This is a genomic window from Cytobacillus sp. S13-E01 (genome assembly GCF_029193815.1).
Classification (GTDB): domain Bacteria; phylum Bacillota; class Bacilli; order Bacillales; family Bacillaceae_L; genus Bacillus_BV.
Map to the genome: position 1 here is coordinate 36,626 of NZ_JARFVC010000001.1, position 19,078 is coordinate 55,703.

Sequence of the window (19,078 nt, forward strand, 5' to 3'; positions counted from 1 at the left end):
TCAGGTCCGATGGCGCCCGGAGCCAGACACTAAAACTAGGTACAAACTTTTATACTCTCTTATCTTTGAACAAAAACATGAGTATTTTTTGCAAAATAATCCCATCCTGAAATGACTGTAAAAATAACAGCAACCCAAAGAGTAATCATATCAAAAGGAAAATTGATGAGTGCAAAAGGAAAATTGTGTAAAAGTAACGCTGAAATAGCTACAACCTGGGCCCACATTTTTATTTTACCAAGCATCTTGGCCGCTGAAACCTCTCCACCTTCGGCTAGTAGTAGGCGCAGACCTGTAACCGCAAATTCTCTACTTATAATGACAACCACCATCCATGCGGGCGCAAGATCTAACTGTACTAGTGTAACTAATGCAGCTGACACCAGAAGTTTATCGGCGAGGGGATCTAAAAATTTCCCAAGATTTGTTACTAAATTATATTTCCTAGCATAATAGCCATCAACCCAATCAGTAGATGCAGCAAAAATAAAAATAAGTGCACCTATTAAATGTGTAATTGGTAATGATTCAGTACCGATATTTAAATTCCCCCACGAAAAAGGTACTAGCATAATCACTAGAAATAATGGGATCAATAAAATCCTTGCTACGGTAATTTTATTTGGTATATTCACAATTCAAACCTCCACGTACTAGGATGATAAAGCAAACCTCATACAGGGTATATCACCAACAACACCTGTCTCTTTAGAGTCAGCATGTACGAGTTATTTTTAATCTTCATAAGTGATAATACACTTATAAGAGAAAAAAAGCCATCAAAAGTGATGACTTTTTGAGCTCCAATCTCTGAATTTTATTGAACATCTGGGTTAAAGAGAATCGTTATTTTTTGTTGAACTTTTTCTGATGGATCAAAAGGAAATTCCAGGATCTGACCGTTTACTTTTATAACCGTATCAAGCGTCCGCCCAATATTTAAACGTATATCGGTTTCCTTGGACAAATCATATTGTTCAGTTACACCGTCTTTCATAAGGCCAGAGAAAAATGTGTTTCCTTTACCATTCATAATTCCAACCCAAGTTTCACCATTTTGAATCGCAGAAACATCTAAAATAAAACCTTCAGAGCTCTTTAATTCATAAACAGCAGATAATCCATTTTTTTCCTTTAACAATAATTCTGAAGTAGGGATAGTCTCTTTAGGTTCAGGTTCAACCTCATCTTCTACTACCGCAGGTTCCTCTTTTGCTTCATTTTCGTTTTCTTCATTGGTAGATGTGACTTCTTCATTCTTCAATTTCGACTCCTCTGGCTGCTCAAACTCCGTTTCCTCGCTATTATTAGTGCTTTGCGGTTCACCAGCACTGTCACGATTTTGCAGAAAAAGCCATAAAGCCACTAATCCTCCTATGATAAAAACAGTCAGTAAAAGAATAGGTAATAAGTCGAGAACTTTTGAACCCTTTGATGATATTTGTTTCTTATTCGTACGAACACGTGACAGTTGAGTTGGTAGTTCTTCCTTATGGGAGGTCGGAATATCATTTTTATATTCCTCAAAAATCACATCCGGATCCAAATCCACAGCCTCACAGTATTGTTTTATAAAGGCTCTGACATAGAACTTACCTGGCATAACAGCATAATTACCTTCTTCAATCCCAACTAGATAGCGCTTCTGAATTTTTGTTAAGGTTTGTAAATCTTCCAAGCTGAAGTTCTTTTCTTCTCTCGCCTCTTTTAACCTATTTCCTAGTTCTGTCAATGAAAACACCTACCATTAATTTAAAAATCAAACGCAGAAAAATCAGAGCCATTTATCATTTGCTGTTCATCGACAACCTCGTACGTTATTTCTTCATCTGGATCATTTCTCAGTTCAATGATATAGTCGAAATCATCTAGAGTGTATTCAGTATTTCTTACAAATATATCTGGATGCTCTACAACTTTAACTGCAGGCAATCTCATAATTTCACGAACTAATTGCCAATGTCTTTCAGATGCTCGTTTTGTAGAAACAATGCCGTCAATAATAAAAAGGTTATTTTCACTGTACTCATCTTCAATAAGCTGACTTCTGATAGTCTGTTTAAGTAGTGTGGATGATACAAATAACCATCTTTTATTAGCACAAACACTTGAGGCTACAACCGATTCAGTTTTTCCTACACGAGGCATACCCCGAATACCAATTAATTTGTGGCCTTCTTTTTTAAATAGCTCGGCCATAAAATCAACAAGTAAGCCTAGCTCATCTCTTACAAACCTAAATGTTTTTTTATCATCAGCATCACGCTGAATATAACGCCCATGCCTGACAGCTAACCGATCTCGCAATTTAGGCTTTCGAAGCTTTGTTACTGTTATGTTATCCATAGTATTTAAAATCGATTCAAGTCTCTCAACTTGTTCATTATTATCACAAAGTAATAACATTCCACGACGCATATCATCCACACCATTTATTGTAACGATATTAATGGATAGCATTCCCAATAATGAAGAAATATCTCCAAGTAATCCAGGACGATTTTTAGATATCTCATATTCTAAATACCATTCTTTCTTTTCCATGTAAAATCCATCCCCCTTTTCAGGTTCTGATAAAGAATAGGTTTTTATAATGATTGGGAGGTTAATTCTAGAGTGGACAACTGTGACAAGTTCCTTCATTTTTCTACCTATAAATCAATAATAAATGATTTTAAACTAATAAGAAAGGGAATTTCTCGAAACTAAAGAAAAACTTGGTAAGCGCAAGGCGCCCGTCCCCGAGGTACGTCGACCGAAAACTCGCCACGTCCTGTGTCTAAGCGCCGACATAAGCACAACCTGTGCAAGTCAAGCATAAGACGAGCCTTCTGAAAGACTGTTCTTTACCTTCTGGACAGATTGTTCGAAATGTGTAAGCGCCTAGGAATTGGACGGGTACAGAGGGATATTGTACAAAGTTATACACAACCTTCGTTTTTCACTTTCTAAAAACACAAAAAAACTCAGCAAGATAAGCCGAGTTCAAAATAGATACAAAGAGAGGATCTCCCTCTCTTTACTGTGAATTACCATCATTTTCAACTAACTTTACCATCATGTTTGCAATAGCGTGCTGCTCCTCTGGTGAAGCTACACTCCAAAGATCAGCAAGGACTTTTTCTTGCGCATTTTTAGGTTCAACTTGTTTAGCAAGATAATCCCCAACCTGAAAAGCCATGTCAGAAATAACATTTTGATTCATGCCTTCATTTTGCGCACTATTCAAACGATCACCTAAGAAATCTTTCCACTGTTCAAAGTTGTCTAATACAGACATGTTAACCCCTCCTATTAGGTTTGTACATTGTATAGTTTGTCTTCCCCACAAAGTTTTATTCACAAAAAAATTAAAAGGGTCTTTTTAGCAATACCAGCCACCATTAACCGACAAGATCTGACCTGTAATATAAGAAGCGTTGCTTGATAACAAAAATGAAACTGCTTCTGCAACTTCATTAGGATCCCCGATTCGCCCCATTGGAATATCATCACGTAAATGGCGTATTTCCTCTTCCGAAAAATCAGCCATCATTGGAGTATTTATCGCACCTGGGGCAACAGCATTCACCCTTATTCCACTTAGAGCAACTTCTTTAGCAAGGGCTTTAACAAATGAATTTTGGCCACCTTTTACCATCGAGTACAAAACTTCACATGAACCACCTGTTAAACCCCAAATAGAAGAGATAAACACAATACTACCGTTCTTTTTGGAAATCATAGTAGGCAGCAAGGATTGGGATAACATAAATGGACTTTTCAAGTGTATTTGAACAAGTTCCTCAACAGTTTGTTCAGTTGTCTCGGTAATAACTCCATAATGACTAACTCCAGATGTGTAAACAATAGCATCTACTTCCCGTTCAAGCTGCTTTATTAATACAGCAACTCCATTTGGGACAGACAAATCAGCCTTAATCACTTTAAAATCTACTCCAATTTGTTTACATTCCTTTACTAGTTCTTTCATTCTTAATTCGTTCTGATGATAATGGAGATAGAGGTAGTATCCTCTGTTCGCTAATGTTTTAGCAATAGCCTGGCCAATTCCACCACTAGCCCCTGTTACCAATGCCACTTTTTGGACCAATATATTCACATCCTTAAGAAAAGCACAGGGCGCCCGCCTTTCGGCGACAAGCATAAGACGAGCCGTCTGGAAGGTTGTTCTTTGACCTTCTAGACGGATTGGCTTATACCATAGAGTCGATGGCGCCCGGAGCTAGACATTAAAACTAGGTACAAACTTTTATACTTTCTTACGTTTTAAAAAAGCACCCTCCACATTAGGAAGGATGCCTACACTCATTTTTGTTTTGGAACGACTTGACACACTGTAAAACATTCATCTTTAAAGAAAGATTTTGTGCTTTGTTTAATATCTTCAACCGTTATTTTTTCCATCGTGGATACTACGTCAAATAAATTCATATCGTTAAAGGCATATCTAGTAAATTGGTTAGCAATAAATTCTGGTGAATTAAGTGAACGTAAGAACCCACCGATTTTTTTCTTCTTCACGCGGTCTAACTGTTCTTGGGTAAATGACGCCTCTTTCGAATCAAGCAATACTGTTTTAATGCGGTCTGCTAATAAATCAGGTTCACTTGTATCTCCACCAACAATTGCAAAACCGAAGCCACTTTCTTCAGTATAATCAAAGGAGAATGTTTCATCAATTAAACCATCGTTATATAAGCTTTCATATTGTGCTGAACTTTTACCAAAAAGTAAATCAAGAATTATGTTTAAAGTAAGTTCTTGTCTTAATAGTTCCTGTCCAAAACGATTAGCATCGATTGCCTTTACTCCAACTAAGCACTTAGAGGATTGAACATTCATTTCTAAAATCTGCTTCTTCTGTGCTACCTCTGCAGGCTCATTATCAAAGTGTCTCTTGATTTCTGATTGATCCTTATAATCCTTCTTCGCTTGATTTGACCTGATCTGATCAAGTATAGAAGTAGGGTCTACTGGTCCAACGACAAAAAGCAACATGTTACTTGGGTGATAAAATGTTTCATAGCACTCGTAAAGCATATCTTTTGTGATTTTTGCTATCGACTCTATCGTACCGGCAATATCAATTTTAACGGGATGATTTTTAAACATGTTTTGAATCACACCAAAATACAATCTCCAATCAGGATTGTCATCATACATGGTAATTTCCTGACCAATGATCCCTTTTTCTTTTTCAACCGTTTTCTCTGTAAAATATGGACTTTGTACGAAATCAATTAATGTTTCGAGATTTTTCTCTACATTGGATGTACTTGAAAATAAATAGGCTGTTCTAGTAAAAGAAGTGAAGGCATTAGCTGATGCTCCTTGTTTACTAAAATCCTGAAAGACATCTCCATCTTCTTTTTCAAATAATTTATGCTCTAAGAAATGAGCAATACCATCTGGAACTGTAACCATTTCATTTTTATCAAGTGGTATAAATTTATTGTCAATTGACCCATATTTGGTAGTAAACGTAGCATAGGTTTTATTAAATCCCTTTTTTGGTAAAACATAAACCTCTAATCCGTTAGGTAATTTTTCATGAAATAACTCTTCCTGTAGTTGATCAAATGCAATTTTCTCCATTACTCTGCTACCTCCGATCCTTTGAGGAAGTAAATAGTGTCTAGCTCTATTTTATTTGCAACAGCAATTACCTCAGCTTTTGATACTCCATCAATACCTTCTATCCATTCATTTATTGATCTATTTTTCCCAGCAGTTGCGTTTTGGTATAGTACTTCTATGCTTCCACGTGCAGTATCAATCGTTTCTAACAATTGATTTTTAATCACAGCTTTCGTTTGAGATAACTCTTGATCCGTAAAATCACCTTTTTTCATCGCTTCCATTTGTTCGCTAATGATTCTTACTGCTTTTTGGTACTTGTCAAATTCAATCCCTGACATTACCATTAAAAGACCTTTATGACTTTCTACACGGCTTGCCGCATAATAGGCTAAACTTTCTTTTTCTCGGACATTAATGAACAATTTCGAATGTGAAAATCCTCCAAATACACCATTAAATACTTGTAATGCATCGTAATCCTTATCACCAAAAACAGTGTTTGTACGGTAACCGATATTCAACTTACCCTGTTTTACATCTTCCTGGTCGATCACTTCGTTTACTTTTTCGATTTTTTTTGTTGCTGGTCTTTTTTCATCAATCGCAGCACGACTAGAAAACGGAAAGTATTTCTCAACAACATTTATCGCCTCTGAAGTATTGATATTACCAACAATATATAGGTCTGCTTGATCATCTTTTAAGATCTGCTGATAATAGTCATATAAAGAATGTGGTGTAATTTCCTCAATATCTTCAATACGTCCATTTACATGAAGTTGATAAGGCTCATTTTTACACATTTCCTGTACTAGCCGCAGGCTTGAATATCTCATCTTATCATCGTAGACTGCTTGGATTCTTTGCTTAAGAGTCCGCTTTTCCTTATCAACTGTTGACGAGTTAAATGCACCATTTTCAACAATAGGAGAAAATACAATATTCCCTAACAATTCAAGTGCCTTGTTAAGTAGCGGAGTTTGGTCTGTCAAAAATTTCTCATTAACTACCTCAACCCGAAATGTAATAATATGATGTTCACCTTTTTTAGACAAATCAACATGTAGGGTTGCCCCATAAAGTTCATCTAAATAACTTCGTAACTTTGTAGAAGATGGATATTCATTTGTTTCACTTTGCAAAACATAAGGTAACAATGCTCTTAGCGTTACATGTTCTGCATCTAATGGTGCTTTTAATTTAAGGACGATGGTATTGGTTTTATACTTGTCTGTTTCAACAGTATGTAATGTTAGGCCATTCACACTGTTTATAGTCTCTTGTAACAGATTCATTGTATCTCCTCCTTAATTGAGTATTATGGAATGTTTTTAGTGTCGGTTTAATTTAACTTATTTAATCTTTTATTCAATATAACCTTAAATCGTTAAAATTATCAAGTAATGGGGCATTTTGGTAAGCAAGAGGAGGAGAATTTATCGTTATAAAAAACGAAAGCTTTAACATTTATACTATAAATATCGAAAAAAAGAACCCCGCTGTAGTAAGCAAGATCCTTTTATACTTAACCACCAATAAAATGATTATCTCTCTCACATTTTATTGCTGTTTTCTTAACGTTTACCTTTTTCATAAGGTACACCTGAAGCTTTTGGTGCCTCGGCACGACCGACAAAGCCTGTTAATGCTAAGATCGTCAAGACGTATGGTGCAATGATTAAATATACAGATGGTATCTCTTTTAAAAAAGGGATTTGTGCTCCGGTTATGCTTAATGATTGAGCAAAACCGAAAAATAGCGCCGCACCCAATGCTCCAAGGGGATGCCACTTACCAAAAATCATCGCGGCAAGTGCAAGGAATCCTTGCCCAGATATTGTACCGCCAGTAAAGTTACCTGAAATTGACAGTGCATAGACTGAACCACCAATTCCTGCTAAAACACCTGACATCATTACTGCAATATACCTCATTCTATTAACATTAATACCCATAGTGTCAGCCGCCATTGGGTGTTCACCTACTGAACGAAGCCTTAATCCAAATGGTGTTTTAAATAGGACATACCATAATATGACCGCTATCACTATTGCAAGATAGGAGGTATAAGGAATTCTAGAAAAAAAGATGTCACCAATCACTGGTATATCGGATAAGAACGGTACATCCTCTTTATTTATTCGAAAGTCAACAAAATCAGTTTGTCCTTTATTAAAAATCTTTTTGATTAAAAACACTGACAATCCAGCAGCTAAGAAGTTAAGCGCAACACCACTAACAACTTGGTCTGCTTTGAAAGTTATACTCGCAACAGCATGCAATAATGAGAATATCCCAGAGGCAATTGCTGCAACAAGTATCGCTATCCAAGGAGAAGCAGCACCGACAGTATCCTGGATAAGCAGAGTTGTAAGTACCCCAGCAAATGCTCCAAATAGCATTAAACCTTCAAGCCCAATGTTTACTACACCTGAACGTTCACTAAACACTCCACCTAACGCTGTAAAAACAAGAGGGGCTGCCGTGTACAATGCAGCAGGAATAATAATAATTAAAATATCTAGAAAAGTCATTGATTATTTCCCCTCCTTACTAAAGTGTGAAAGGACTATGCGTATTATATAACTTGAAGCCACAAAGAAAATAATTAAGGCTATAATAATCTCTACTAATTCCGAAGGAACATTCGCATCAAAATTCATTTGAGGAGCTGCGGTATTGAGTCCGCCAAAAAGAATGGCAGCTAAAACGATCCCGATTGGATTATTTGCTCCAAGTAAAGCCACAGCAATTCCGTCAAATCCTGTCCCAGTAAATGCAGATAATACTGTCATGTTTTGGAAGGTACCGAGCCCTTCCATTGCCCCTGCCACTCCAGCAAAAGCACCTGAAATAGACATTGACAGTACAATATTTTTTGGAACATTCATACCAGCATACATGGAAGCATGTTGGTTAAAACCAACAGATCTTAGTTCAAATCCTCTCGAGGTTTTTTCTAAAATAAACCACATGATCATAGCTGCGATCAGTGCAACAACGATCCCCCAATGTAATCGGGAATTTTCAGTTAAAGTTGCTAAAAATTGAGACGATAACGTGGCGCTTTCCTGAACCTTATATGATTTCTCATTTCCTGCATAAAGATAGGTTTTAATCAAATTTGCAGTAACATGCAGGGCTACATAGTTTAACATGATTGTTACGATAACTTCATGGACTTTGAACCTTGCTTTTAAGAATCCTGGAATCATTCCCCAAATTCCACCGGCAATTGCCGCCGCTACTATTGCTAAAGGTACATGGATGATCGCAGGTAAATTAAAAGCATATCCTACCCATACTGACGCTAACCACCCTACTAATAATTGTCCTTCTACACCAATATTAAATAGACCTGTTCTAAATGCAAAAGCAACTGCAATACCAGCTAATATTAATGGTGATGCTGCACGAATCGTCTCTCCAAAAGCCTTAGGGCTTCCGAACATGCCGTCAAAGAGGGCACTAAAACCTGCTACTGGATCATAATTACCTAGTAGCATAATGATAGCTCCAACTAACATACCTAAAATTGCAGCTAGAATAGGTACCGTTACACTAAATAGTTTCTCATTTTTTAAGAGCTTTTGCATTATGAAACACCTTCTCTTTCTCTCTTACCACCAGCCATTAGTAAGCCCAGCTCTTGTTCATTTGTTTCTTTAGGATTAACAATATCAACTATTTTCCCCTCATATATTACAGCAATACGATCGCTTACATTCATAACCTCTTCAAGCTCTAACGATATTAATAACACGGCTCTATCTTTGTCTCGTTCTTCAATAAGCTTTGAATGAATGAACTCTATTGCTCCAACGTCAAGACCACGTGTAGGTTGTGCTGCAATTAATAAATCTGGACTTCGGTCTACCTCCCGAGCAATTATTGCTTTTTGCTGATTACCACCAGATAGTGCACGTGCTTGAGTATATTCAGAAGGTGTTCTTACATCATACTCTTTAATTAGCCCCTTAGCTTTTTTATAAATACTACTATAGTTTAAGATACCTGAGTTAGAATGGGGCTTTTGATAATAAGTTTGTAAAACGATATTTTCTCCTATCGTAAAATCGAGTACTAAGCCATGCTTATGCCTATCCTGTGGAATATGACCTATGCCCGACTCCGTGATTTTTCGCGCCGGTAAATTAGTGATTTCCTTACCATTTAAAAGAATAGTTCCAGACTTCACCTTTCGTAAGCCTGTTATCGCTTCGATTAACTCAGTTTGTCCATTCCCATCTACACCGGCAATACCTAAAATTTCACCAGCTTTGATAGATAAACCAAGGCCATTTACACTAGGAATATTTCTTGCATCATGCACAATTAAATTATCTATTTCTAAAACAACTTCTTTGGGAGTTGCTTCCGTTTTTCCTACTTCAAAATGAACTTCTCGCCCTACCATTAACGCAGCTAGCTCATCTGGATTTGATTCTGACACATTAACAGTTCCGATCCCTTTTCCTTTTCGGATGACAGTACAGCGGTCACATACTTCCATAATTTCTTTTAATTTATGGGTAATTAAAATAATAGATTTTCCTTCTTCAATCAATCTTTTCATAATCTGGATAAGTTCTTTAATTTCTTGAGGAGTAAGTGCAGCAGTAGGTTCATCAAAAATCAAAATTTCTGCACCTCTATATAGCGTTTTTAAAATTTCAACACGTTGTTGCATCCCTACCGAAATATCTTCTATTTTTGCATGTGGGTTAACGGATAATCCATAGCGACTCGAAAGTTCCTCTATATCTTTTGCAGCTTGATCAATGTTAATTTTACCACCCTTAGTCGGTTCACTACCTAAAATGATATTTTCAGTAACTGTAAAGTTATGTACTAACATAAAATGTTGATGTACCATTCCAATTCCAAGACGATTTGCAACATTAGGGTCAGTTATTTTAACAGGCTGACCTTTAACTTTTATTTCACCCTGTTCTGGTTGGTATAAACCAAAAAGCACATTCATTAATGTCGATTTCCCTGCACCATTTTCTCCAAGAAGAGCATGAATCTCTCCTTTTTTCACTTGTAAAGTAATATTATCGTTTGCTACAATGCCAGGAAATTCTTTGCGAATGTTATTCATTTCGATAACATATTCCACCACATGTATCACTCCTAAAAATCCTAAAAGGTAAAAATCAAAAAAGCAAAAGATTTGTTAAACATCAAGCTTAATTTCTATCGACATAAAATCTTACATGAGTAAAAAGTAAACTTGGTTAATAAGGAAAGTAAAGGCTAGTAGTTTTCCACTAGCCTTTACTTTCAAAATATAAAAGAGATTCAAATTGCGCTTTTACTTTACTTATTGAAACGATGCAAATTCTTCATCAGTTCTTGGAACAGTAATTTCACCACTTAGGATTTTTTCTTTGTACTCGTCAATTTGTTTTAGTGTATCTTCACTTAAATTTTCTGTAGTAGGAGAAATTCCTACACCATTTTCTTCAAGTCCGAATACAGTTTCTTTTCCACCTGGGAAATTACCTTCCATAGCTTGTTTAGCAATTTCGTATACAGAAACGTCAACACGTTTAATCATTGAAGTTAACGTTACGTTTTCAGGCATACCTTCTTCGTGTTGATCACGGTCAACACCGATTACCCAAACATCTTCACCATTATTCTTACGGTTTTTAGCTTCAGTGAAAACACCATTACCCGTACCACCTGCAGCGTGGTAAATAATATCAGCGCCTTGTGTATACATTGTAGAAGCAATACTTGTACCAATTTCAGGTTTGTTAAAGTCACCCGCATATTGAGGAATAACTTCAATAGATGGATTAACAGCTTTAACACCTGCTTTAAAGCCATTCTCAAATTTCTTAATTAAAGGAGAATCTACTCCACCAACAAATCCAACTTTATTTGTTTTAGTATGTAGCGCTGCCGCAACGCCAACTAGAAATGATCCTTCATGCTCTTCAAATGTTACGTTAGCAACATTATCCAACCAAACTGTGTTCCAATTTTCATCAGCTAATAGGCTGTCAATTAACACGAAATTCGCACTAGTATTTTGCTCAGCAGCTGTTTGTACAGCGTCTTCTAACAAGAAACCAGCAGCAAATGTTACATCATAGCCACCATCTGCAAACTTACCTAAGTTCGGAATGTAATCCGCTTCCTTTTCTGATTGTAAGTAACGGTATTCTTCGCCTTCTGTTAATCCAAATTCATTACCGAATTGAGTTAAACCTTCCCAAGCAGATTGGTTGAATGATTTATCATCAACACCACCAGTATCAGTAACAAGACCCGCTTTAAAATCTACAGCTTCTACTGTCGTTCCTTCGCCTGCATTTTGTTCCTCGTTTGCACCACACGCTCCAAGGATTGTGCTAGCTGCTAGTACGAAAGATAGAGCCATTCCAAATTTTCTTTTCTTCATGATATGAACCCCCTAATTAAAATATTGATTTGTAAGATATGATAAAAAAACGGATAAGAACCCTCTCACCTCCTTAAATTGCACAACAAACTTGCAAATTATTAGCTTCTCTTTCGTAAAACATGAAAATCAAATTTATCTGCCTTAAAGTAATTCATCGAATAAAGAACTGCATTTTCATTCAAGTCAAAGTGCATCTGTTTTAACAACAACAACGCAATTTCCGGTTCACACTCAAGTATTGGTGAAATTTTTTCATGATAGCCAATTGGTTCAATATGGGTCACAGCATAAGAAATGTTCCTACCAGCCTTTTTAATAAAAGCATCAAATAATGATTCCTGATCATGTTCAAAACCTGTAGGTAAGATATTGAGTGGTATTTTATCTACACAGTAAACCACTGGATCACCATTAGCCGTTCTAACCCTTTCTATCAGTACTAATTCCTCATTTTCAATAAGGTCAAACTTTTTAACGTCCTCATCTGTCGTCCCTTGAATGGTTGATCCAAGAAAGACTGTGCCAGGTTTCATTCCTGCTTGAACAATCATCTCGGTAACACTTGAAAGCTGCTCGATTCCTGCAGAAAATAATGGTCTAGCATTTACAAAGGTTCCAACACCATGGCGTCTAATGACAACGTTTTCTTCCTCTAGTATTCGGAGAGCCTCCCTAAGCGTTGCACGACTTACACCTAAATTTTGAGCTAGTAAGAATTCGGAAGGAAGCTTTTCTTTTTCTTTATAGAACCCTACTTCAATGTCTTTCTTAATTTTATCGATGACCTGTAAATACAAGTGGCGATTATCTAATTTTATGGACAATTTTCTTTATACCTCCATAGAAAGACTACATACAATACAGGATAACTTCGTTTTTTCTTATCCTTTGAATTTATGTAAATCTTATCCGGATCAATTATTAGTAAAATATTGAATATCAAATCAGACTTCAGACCTCTGATGTTTGACAAATATAACATCAATCGAAAATACTATAGCATTTTTTACTAAATAACAAAAGTATAATTTGTCGAATGTTGAAGATTTTCAAGATAAATACCTGTAAAATTCATCTTAAGATCCTTATACTAAAAGTGATTGACCGATACCCAAAGGACACTCCGGGAGTATAGAAAAAAAGTAAGAGACAGGCCCCTTACTTTATAATCTATCTTTTAACTTCCGATATCTTCATTTTGAACGCTAACTAAAACAGTCCGAGGCTTACTACCTTCATACGGACCAACTACACCCCTAGCCTCCATTGCATCTATTAGTCTTGCTGCCCTTGTATAGCCGATCCGAAAGCGTCTTTGCAACATTGATACAGAAGCCGTTTGCATTTCTATAATTAACTGGACTGCATCATCGTAGAGATCATCATTTACCTCTTCAATCGTTTCAGTTGATTCTTGTGGAATCATCTCTTGTTGATACTGAGCTTTTTGCTGAGAAATGACAAAGTCTACGACGTCCTCCACCTCTTCATCTGAAAGAAATGCACCTTGTACTCGTACAGGCTTAGAAGCCCCAACCGGTAAAAAAAGCATATCACCTCGTCCTAGAAGTTTTTCTGCTCCTCCCATATCAAGAATTGTACGTGAATCTGTTTGTGAAGAAACACTAAATGCTATTCTTGAAGGGATATTAGCTTTAATAACACCTGTAATAACATCAACTGACGGTCTTTGAGTTGCAATGATTAAATGAATCCCAGCTGCTCGCGCCATCTGGGCAAGTCTTGTGATCGAATCCTCTACATCTGAGGATGCAACCATCATTAAATCAGCCAGCTCGTCCACAATAACTACAATATAAGGAAGTGAGGGTTGTTGCCCTTCTTCATGATCATTATGCCTTTTTATATAATCATTATAGCCTTCAATGTTCCTTGTTCCGGTATGTGAAAAAAGCTCATACCTACGTTCCATCTCGTTTACAACTTTTTTCAAAGCCTGGGATGCTTTTTTCGGATCAGTTACAACCGGTGCAAGTAAATGTGGTATCCCGTTATATACATTTAACTCAACCATTTTGGGATCTATCATCATCATTTTCACTTCATGGGGTTTTGCCCTCATTAAGATACTCGTAATAATACCATTAATACATACACTTTTCCCGCTACCGGTTGCACCTGCAACAAGCAAATGTGGCATTTTATTCATCTCAGCTAAAACAGCATCACCAGAGATATCTCTACCTAAACCTATTAAAAGCTTTGCATCAGGCCTATCATTTTCTTTTGCCTCAAGCACCTCGCGCAGTGAAACCATTGCAACCTCTGAATTCGGCACCTCTATTCCAACTGCAGATTTTCCTGGAATGGGCGCCTCAATTCGAATGTCCTTGGCTGCTAAAGCCAGTGCAAGGTCGTCATTTAGATTAACTATTTTACTTACCTTAACACCCACATCTGGGTATACTTCATATTTAGTAACTGCAGGTCCTAAGTGAACTTTTGTCACTTTTGCTTTAACACCAAAGCTTAGGAAAGTACGCTCTAGCTTTCTCGCATTGGCATATATACTTTCATGCTCTGAGCTTTGATCAGTTGGTTTTGGTGCCTTTAATAAATGAACGGGTGGTAATTCATAATCAACATTTTCTACCTCTGTGAATGTAATCGGTGGTACTTTGTCATCTGGAGCTCCGATTTTTTCAGATGGAGTCTTTTGTTGAATGGCGGGAGCAGATTCATATGCCCGATCAGCAAAATTAGAAATTATCGGTTGCATAGCTTCCTCTTGCTCATCATTAACATCTATTTCTTCCAAATCACTTTCAGGATGTTCATCTTCAGGCTTTACAGCTTTAGATTTGCTAGGCTTTTTAACACGAGTTGGTCTATTCTTAAGATTGTTGCCCCATTCTTTGAGATCCTCAATAAAGGCAAGCCACTGCTTTTTTATAAATAAAAATACTGGAGCAAATAGTTTTAAGACTGTGTCATTTAGAGACTTACCAGTTAGTAATATAACACCACTAATAATGAGAAAAATAGCAATAATATTCGTTCCTGGCTCATCAAAAAGAAAATAAGAGGCTGCAAAGAGTATCGCGCCTATTAGGCCACCACCTAAGTCAGTCGTACTAATCTCACCATTTCTTTCAAGCCAATAAAGCTCCCAAGTATTAACAATAACACTTGGTTCAGTAAAAGTACCTTCATTGGACAAAAGTTTAAATAAAGTAACATGGCTTAATAAAAGAATAGATAATGTTATTAAGTATGTACCGATTAATGGTCTAGTAAAAAAATCAGGCCAAGATCTCTTCCATATGATATAAAATGATAAAATTAATAAGCCTAATAAACAGAGCATGTACCATTCTCCGACAAAAAACCGGAACAATGACACTAGAGCATTCCCAACAACACCTAGTTTCGCTATCCCAATAAATGTTAGTGCTAAAAATAATAATCCTAGTAATTCAAATTGGAACGTTTTTTTCCATTCGGCCTTTTTCTTAGACCGTTTTTTTTGTTTTGTCATATATAGACACCCCATTCAACATATAACAGTAATAATTACGTTTTTATAAAATATTAAAACTTACCTTCCTATGTATGAAGAAAAGCAGCCATTAGACGGCTGCTAAATAAACAATCATAATTAAATTATAACACATAATCAGATACTAATGTTACCAGTAAGTTAAGAGTTAATTGGGGGATTATACTAGTTTACTGACATTGTAACTTTTTGCCCAGGTGAATATTGATCATCTAGAAAATGCTGTGGATCACTACTTAGTACTCTTAAAATTACATATTGATTCTGCGACGTCTCATTAACGAGTAGTGAAACACCATTCATTTCGACAATTTTCTGCTTACTGAAATCAGTTTCAGCTGTTGGGAAAATTAATTCTTCCGGCATCATTGTATATAAAATCATTGCAACAACCGCTCACTTTCTCCGTGAATATTCCGTTCCTCCATTAGCTCATGTAACTTTTTAATTGCTTGTCCGACCCCACCAACTTCGTCAATCAACCCATATTTAACAGCATCTGCTCCAACTACATTTGTACCGATATCTCTTGTTAGGTTACCTTTTGAAAACATCAATTCTTTAAATTTTTCTTCGGAAATATTAGAGTTTTTCATTACGAAATTCACAACTCGTTCCTGCATTTTATCTAAATATTCAAAGGTTTGAGGGACCCCGATTACTAGCCCTGTTAAGCGTACCGGGTGTATGGTCATCGTCGCCGTTTCTGCGATAAAAGAGTGATCACAAGAAACAGCTATAGGTACACCAATAGAGTGACCTCCGCCTAATACGAGTGAAACAGTTGGTTTGGATATAGACGCAAGCATTTCAGATATAGCAAGTCCTGCCTCAACATCCCCACCTACTGTATTTAGTACGACTAGTAACCCCTCAATTTTTGGATTTTGTTCAATTGCGACAATCTGTGGAATCACATGCTCATATTTTGTTGTCTTATTCTGAGGCGGTAACTGCATGTGACCTTCAATTTGGCCTATTATGGTTAAACAATGAATTTTTGAATCTAGCCCCAATTGTGGAACATTCGTTTGTCCTAATTGTTGTATTTTATCAACGAGACTCGAGCCTTTAGTCTCACTATTTTTATCTGGTTCCTCACCTGGTTGTTCTGATGAATGTATGTAATCGTTACTCATAATAATCTCCTTTCAACCCAAGTTATCCTTTAGTATGAACGAGTTGTCATTTTTCATTCGATTATGAAAAACTTATTTATCCATCAAAGACAATCGTTGGGTAAACCCCCTCAGTAAAGATGCTATTTATTTTATGAATGAATTAAAACTTTGTCCAATATAAAAAGGCAACCGGATGGGTGCCTTTTTATATTATTTCAGTAAACTTTGAAGTTTTATTCGTTCTTGTTCTGTTAAAGGAACTAATGGTAAACGAACAGAACCAACATCCAGCCCTTTCAATTGTAGAGCTGTTTTAACTGGTGTTGGACTAGGTGCTGTAAACAATCCTTTTATAAGTGGGAGAATGGACTGGTGGATACGTGCTGCTGTTGCAGTATTTCCTTCCTCGAAATTCCAAATCATTTTTTGCATTTCATTACCTAAAATATGGGAAGCTACAGATACTACCCCATTTCCACCAATCGAGAGAACAGGCAAAGTTAAACCATCATCACCACTATATAACATGAAATCCTCAGCGGTTTGGGCAATAATTTCAGTCATTGCATCTAAATTCCCGCTAGCTTCCTTTACAGCAACAATGTTTGGAATTTTCGAAAGCTTTACAATCGTTTCAACTGATATAGTAACAACCGATCGACCAGGAATATTATAAACCATCACAGGAAGGTTTGTGCTTTCTGCAATTACTTTAAAATGCTGATAAAGACCAGCTTGATTTGGTTTGTTATAGTAGGGTGCAACAATCATTACTGCGTCTACACCAGCTTCTTTGGCTTTTTTTGTTAATTCAACAGAAGCATACGTATTATTGCTACCAGTACCCGCAATAACAGGAACTCTCCCATCAACCACTTGAACGACATGACGGAAAAGAGCAACCTTTTCTTCAGAAGACAAGGTTGGTGACTCACCTGTAGTGCCTGCAATTACTAGGGAGTCACTTCCATTATGAATCAAATGATTAACAAGCTGAGTCGTTTTTACAAAATCAATATTTCCCTTTTTATCAAAAGGTGTTACCATTGCCGTAGCTATTTTACCAAAATTAATCATTTTTCCACTCCTACCTCATTAGCTCTCATGTTCAACTTCATTGGCTATATCAGAAAGATTAAATGCCTTATGGAGAGCATTAATTGCGTTTATCATATCATCTTGTCTAACAAGTACCCATATGGTAGTATGACTATCAGCAGATTGAAGAATTTGAATACCTTTGTCTGATAATGCGGTAACGATTTTAGAGGTTACACCAGGTACACCATTCATACCCGCACCAACAGTAGAAACTTTCGCACAATGTCTTGTCACAGCAGGATCAAATCCCTGATCCTCCAATACTTCAATCGCTTTATTAGTTGCCTCTCCTGTAACAGTATAAACAACGCCATTTGGTGTTATATTAAAAAAGTCAACACTGATTTTCGCATTCGCCATCGCTTTAAACACTTTTGTTTGTAAATCATATTGTCCTTTTTTTGCTTGAACCTTAATTTGAGTTACATCTGCAACATGTGCAATACCAGTAATTACTCTTTCATTAATATCTCTACCCTTACTCCCTTTTTCAATGGATGTAACGAGAGTACCGGGTAAGTCAGAGTATGTTGAACGAACACGGATCGGTATATTTGCTTGCATCGCAATTTCTACAGCGCGAGGGTGTATTACCTTTGCACCTTGATATGCCATATTACATATCTCAGTGTAAGTAACAACCGATAATGGACGAGCATCATCGACAATCCGAGGATCAGCAGTCATTACACCTTCTACATCTGTAAAAATATCAATCCATTTAGCGTTTAATGCAACCCCTAAAGCTGCAGCCGATGTATCACTGCCACCTCGACCAATCGTTGTTACATCACCCATTTTTGAGATACCTTGAAACCCTGTTACTACTACAACATCGTTTTCTTCTAGCGTTTCAATTAGACGATTACATTTCATTTCAATAATTTTTGCATTAGTATGATCATTGTTTGTTCTAAAACCAGCCTGTGCCCCATTTAGAGCAGTGGCTTTTATTCCATGGCTATTTAACATATGTGAAAAAACAATGCTAGAAATTAATTCACCACAAGATAACAGCATATCTGTTTCACGATTACTAATTTTAGACTCGGTATTGTCAACTAAACTTAATAGCGTATCAGTTGAATAAGGATCTCCAAGGCGTCCCATTGCTGATACTACGACAACAACTTTATATCCTTCGTCCAGAGCATTCTTAATATGCTTCTCAGCTAATAATCTAGTTTTTTCATCCCTTACAGAAGTTCCGCCAAATTTTTGGACGATCACATTCATATATACACCCCATAATAGTGTTAGAGGTCAGTAGACTAGCTACTCCCCTTTAAAAAAAGTTAATAAAATCCAGCTATAACGGGTAGTTGGAATTCACCA

The 19,078-nt window shown here is 36.6% G+C and carries 17 protein-coding genes; all 17 read right to left on the reverse strand.

Going from position 1 to position 19,078, the window contains the following annotated elements; translation table 11 throughout:
* Positions 1 to 59 precede the first annotated feature (59 nt).
* The 17 genes from pgsA to dapG all read right to left on the reverse strand — a co-directional run bounded on the left by pgsA (position 60) and on the right by dapG (position 18,979).
* On the reverse strand, positions 60 to 638 hold the full coding sequence (gene pgsA / locus PY093_RS00160) for a CDP-diacylglycerol--glycerol-3-phosphate 3-phosphatidyltransferase (RefSeq protein ID WP_275644174.1): 579 nt from the start codon (positions 636 to 638) through the stop codon (positions 60 to 62).
* Positions 639 to 817: 179 nt separating this feature from the next.
* Complete coding sequence (locus PY093_RS00165) at positions 818 to 1,741, reverse strand: helix-turn-helix domain-containing protein (RefSeq protein WP_275643829.1); 924 nt, start codon at positions 1,739 to 1,741, stop codon at positions 818 to 820.
* A gap of 11 nt (positions 1,742 to 1,752) precedes the next feature.
* Entirely contained in the window at positions 1,753 to 2,544 is a 792-nt protein-coding gene (locus PY093_RS00170) for a YmfK family protein (protein WP_275643830.1), read from the reverse strand.
* A gap of 475 nt (positions 2,545 to 3,019) precedes the next feature.
* Complete coding sequence (locus PY093_RS00175) at positions 3,020 to 3,280, reverse strand: DUF3243 domain-containing protein (RefSeq protein WP_275643831.1); 261 nt, start codon at positions 3,278 to 3,280, stop codon at positions 3,020 to 3,022.
* Positions 3,281 to 3,364: 84 nt separating this feature from the next.
* Positions 3,365 to 4,093, reverse strand: a complete 729-nt coding sequence (gene ymfI, locus PY093_RS00180) for an elongation factor P 5-aminopentanone reductase (protein WP_275643832.1) — start codon at positions 4,091 to 4,093, stop codon at positions 3,365 to 3,367.
* Between the two features lie 215 nt (positions 4,094 to 4,308).
* Positions 4,309 to 5,598: an EF-P 5-aminopentanol modification-associated protein YfmH gene (gene yfmH, locus PY093_RS00185; RefSeq protein ID WP_275643833.1), complete on the reverse strand. Its 1,290-nt coding sequence runs from the start codon at positions 5,596 to 5,598 to the stop codon at positions 4,309 to 4,311.
* On the reverse strand, positions 5,598 to 6,878 hold the full coding sequence (gene yfmF, locus PY093_RS00190) for an EF-P 5-aminopentanol modification-associated protein YfmF (RefSeq protein ID WP_275643834.1): 1,281 nt from the start codon (positions 6,876 to 6,878) through the stop codon (positions 5,598 to 5,600). Before yfmF ends, yfmH begins: the two co-directional genes overlap by 1 nt.
* Positions 6,879 to 7,157: 279 nt before the next feature.
* A complete protein-coding gene (locus PY093_RS00195) occupies positions 7,158 to 8,117 on the reverse strand; it encodes an ABC transporter permease (protein WP_275643835.1) in 960 nt (319 codons plus the stop codon).
* 3 nt (positions 8,118 to 8,120) lie between these two features.
* On the reverse strand, positions 8,121 to 9,179 hold the full coding sequence (locus tag PY093_RS00200) for an ABC transporter permease (RefSeq protein ID WP_275643836.1): 1,059 nt from the start codon (positions 9,177 to 9,179) through the stop codon (positions 8,121 to 8,123).
* Positions 9,179 to 10,705 (reverse strand): ABC transporter ATP-binding protein, encoded by a 1,527-nt coding sequence (locus PY093_RS00205; protein ID WP_275643837.1) that lies wholly within the window; start codon positions 10,703 to 10,705, stop codon positions 9,179 to 9,181. The genes PY093_RS00200 and PY093_RS00205 overlap by 1 nt, the downstream gene beginning before the upstream one ends.
* A gap of 204 nt (positions 10,706 to 10,909) precedes the next feature.
* The gene (locus tag PY093_RS00210; protein WP_275643838.1) at positions 10,910 to 11,998 is read right to left on the reverse strand and encodes a BMP family lipoprotein; all 1,089 of its coding nucleotides are present in this window, start codon (positions 11,996 to 11,998) and stop codon (positions 10,910 to 10,912) included.
* 101 nt (positions 11,999 to 12,099) lie between these two features.
* Complete coding sequence (locus PY093_RS00215) at positions 12,100 to 12,825, reverse strand: GntR family transcriptional regulator (protein WP_275643839.1); 726 nt, start codon at positions 12,823 to 12,825, stop codon at positions 12,100 to 12,102.
* A gap of 353 nt (positions 12,826 to 13,178) precedes the next feature.
* The gene (locus tag PY093_RS00220; RefSeq protein WP_275643840.1) at positions 13,179 to 15,500 is read right to left on the reverse strand and encodes a DNA translocase FtsK; all 2,322 of its coding nucleotides are present in this window, start codon (positions 15,498 to 15,500) and stop codon (positions 13,179 to 13,181) included.
* Positions 15,501 to 15,686: 186 nt separating this feature from the next.
* Entirely contained in the window at positions 15,687 to 15,905 is a 219-nt protein-coding gene (locus tag PY093_RS00225; protein ID WP_275643841.1) for a YlzJ-like family protein, read from the reverse strand.
* Positions 15,902 to 16,660: a ClpP family protease gene (locus PY093_RS00230; protein ID WP_275643842.1), complete on the reverse strand. Its 759-nt coding sequence runs from the start codon at positions 16,658 to 16,660 to the stop codon at positions 15,902 to 15,904. Before PY093_RS00230 ends, PY093_RS00225 begins: the two co-directional genes overlap by 4 nt.
* A gap of 192 nt (positions 16,661 to 16,852) precedes the next feature.
* Complete coding sequence (dapA, locus tag PY093_RS00235; RefSeq protein WP_275643843.1) at positions 16,853 to 17,719, reverse strand: 4-hydroxy-tetrahydrodipicolinate synthase; 867 nt, start codon at positions 17,717 to 17,719, stop codon at positions 16,853 to 16,855.
* Between the two features lie 18 nt (positions 17,720 to 17,737).
* Complete coding sequence (gene dapG / locus PY093_RS00240) at positions 17,738 to 18,979, reverse strand: aspartate kinase (RefSeq protein WP_275643844.1); 1,242 nt, start codon at positions 18,977 to 18,979, stop codon at positions 17,738 to 17,740.
* Between the last annotated feature and the right edge of the window lie 99 nt (positions 18,980 to 19,078).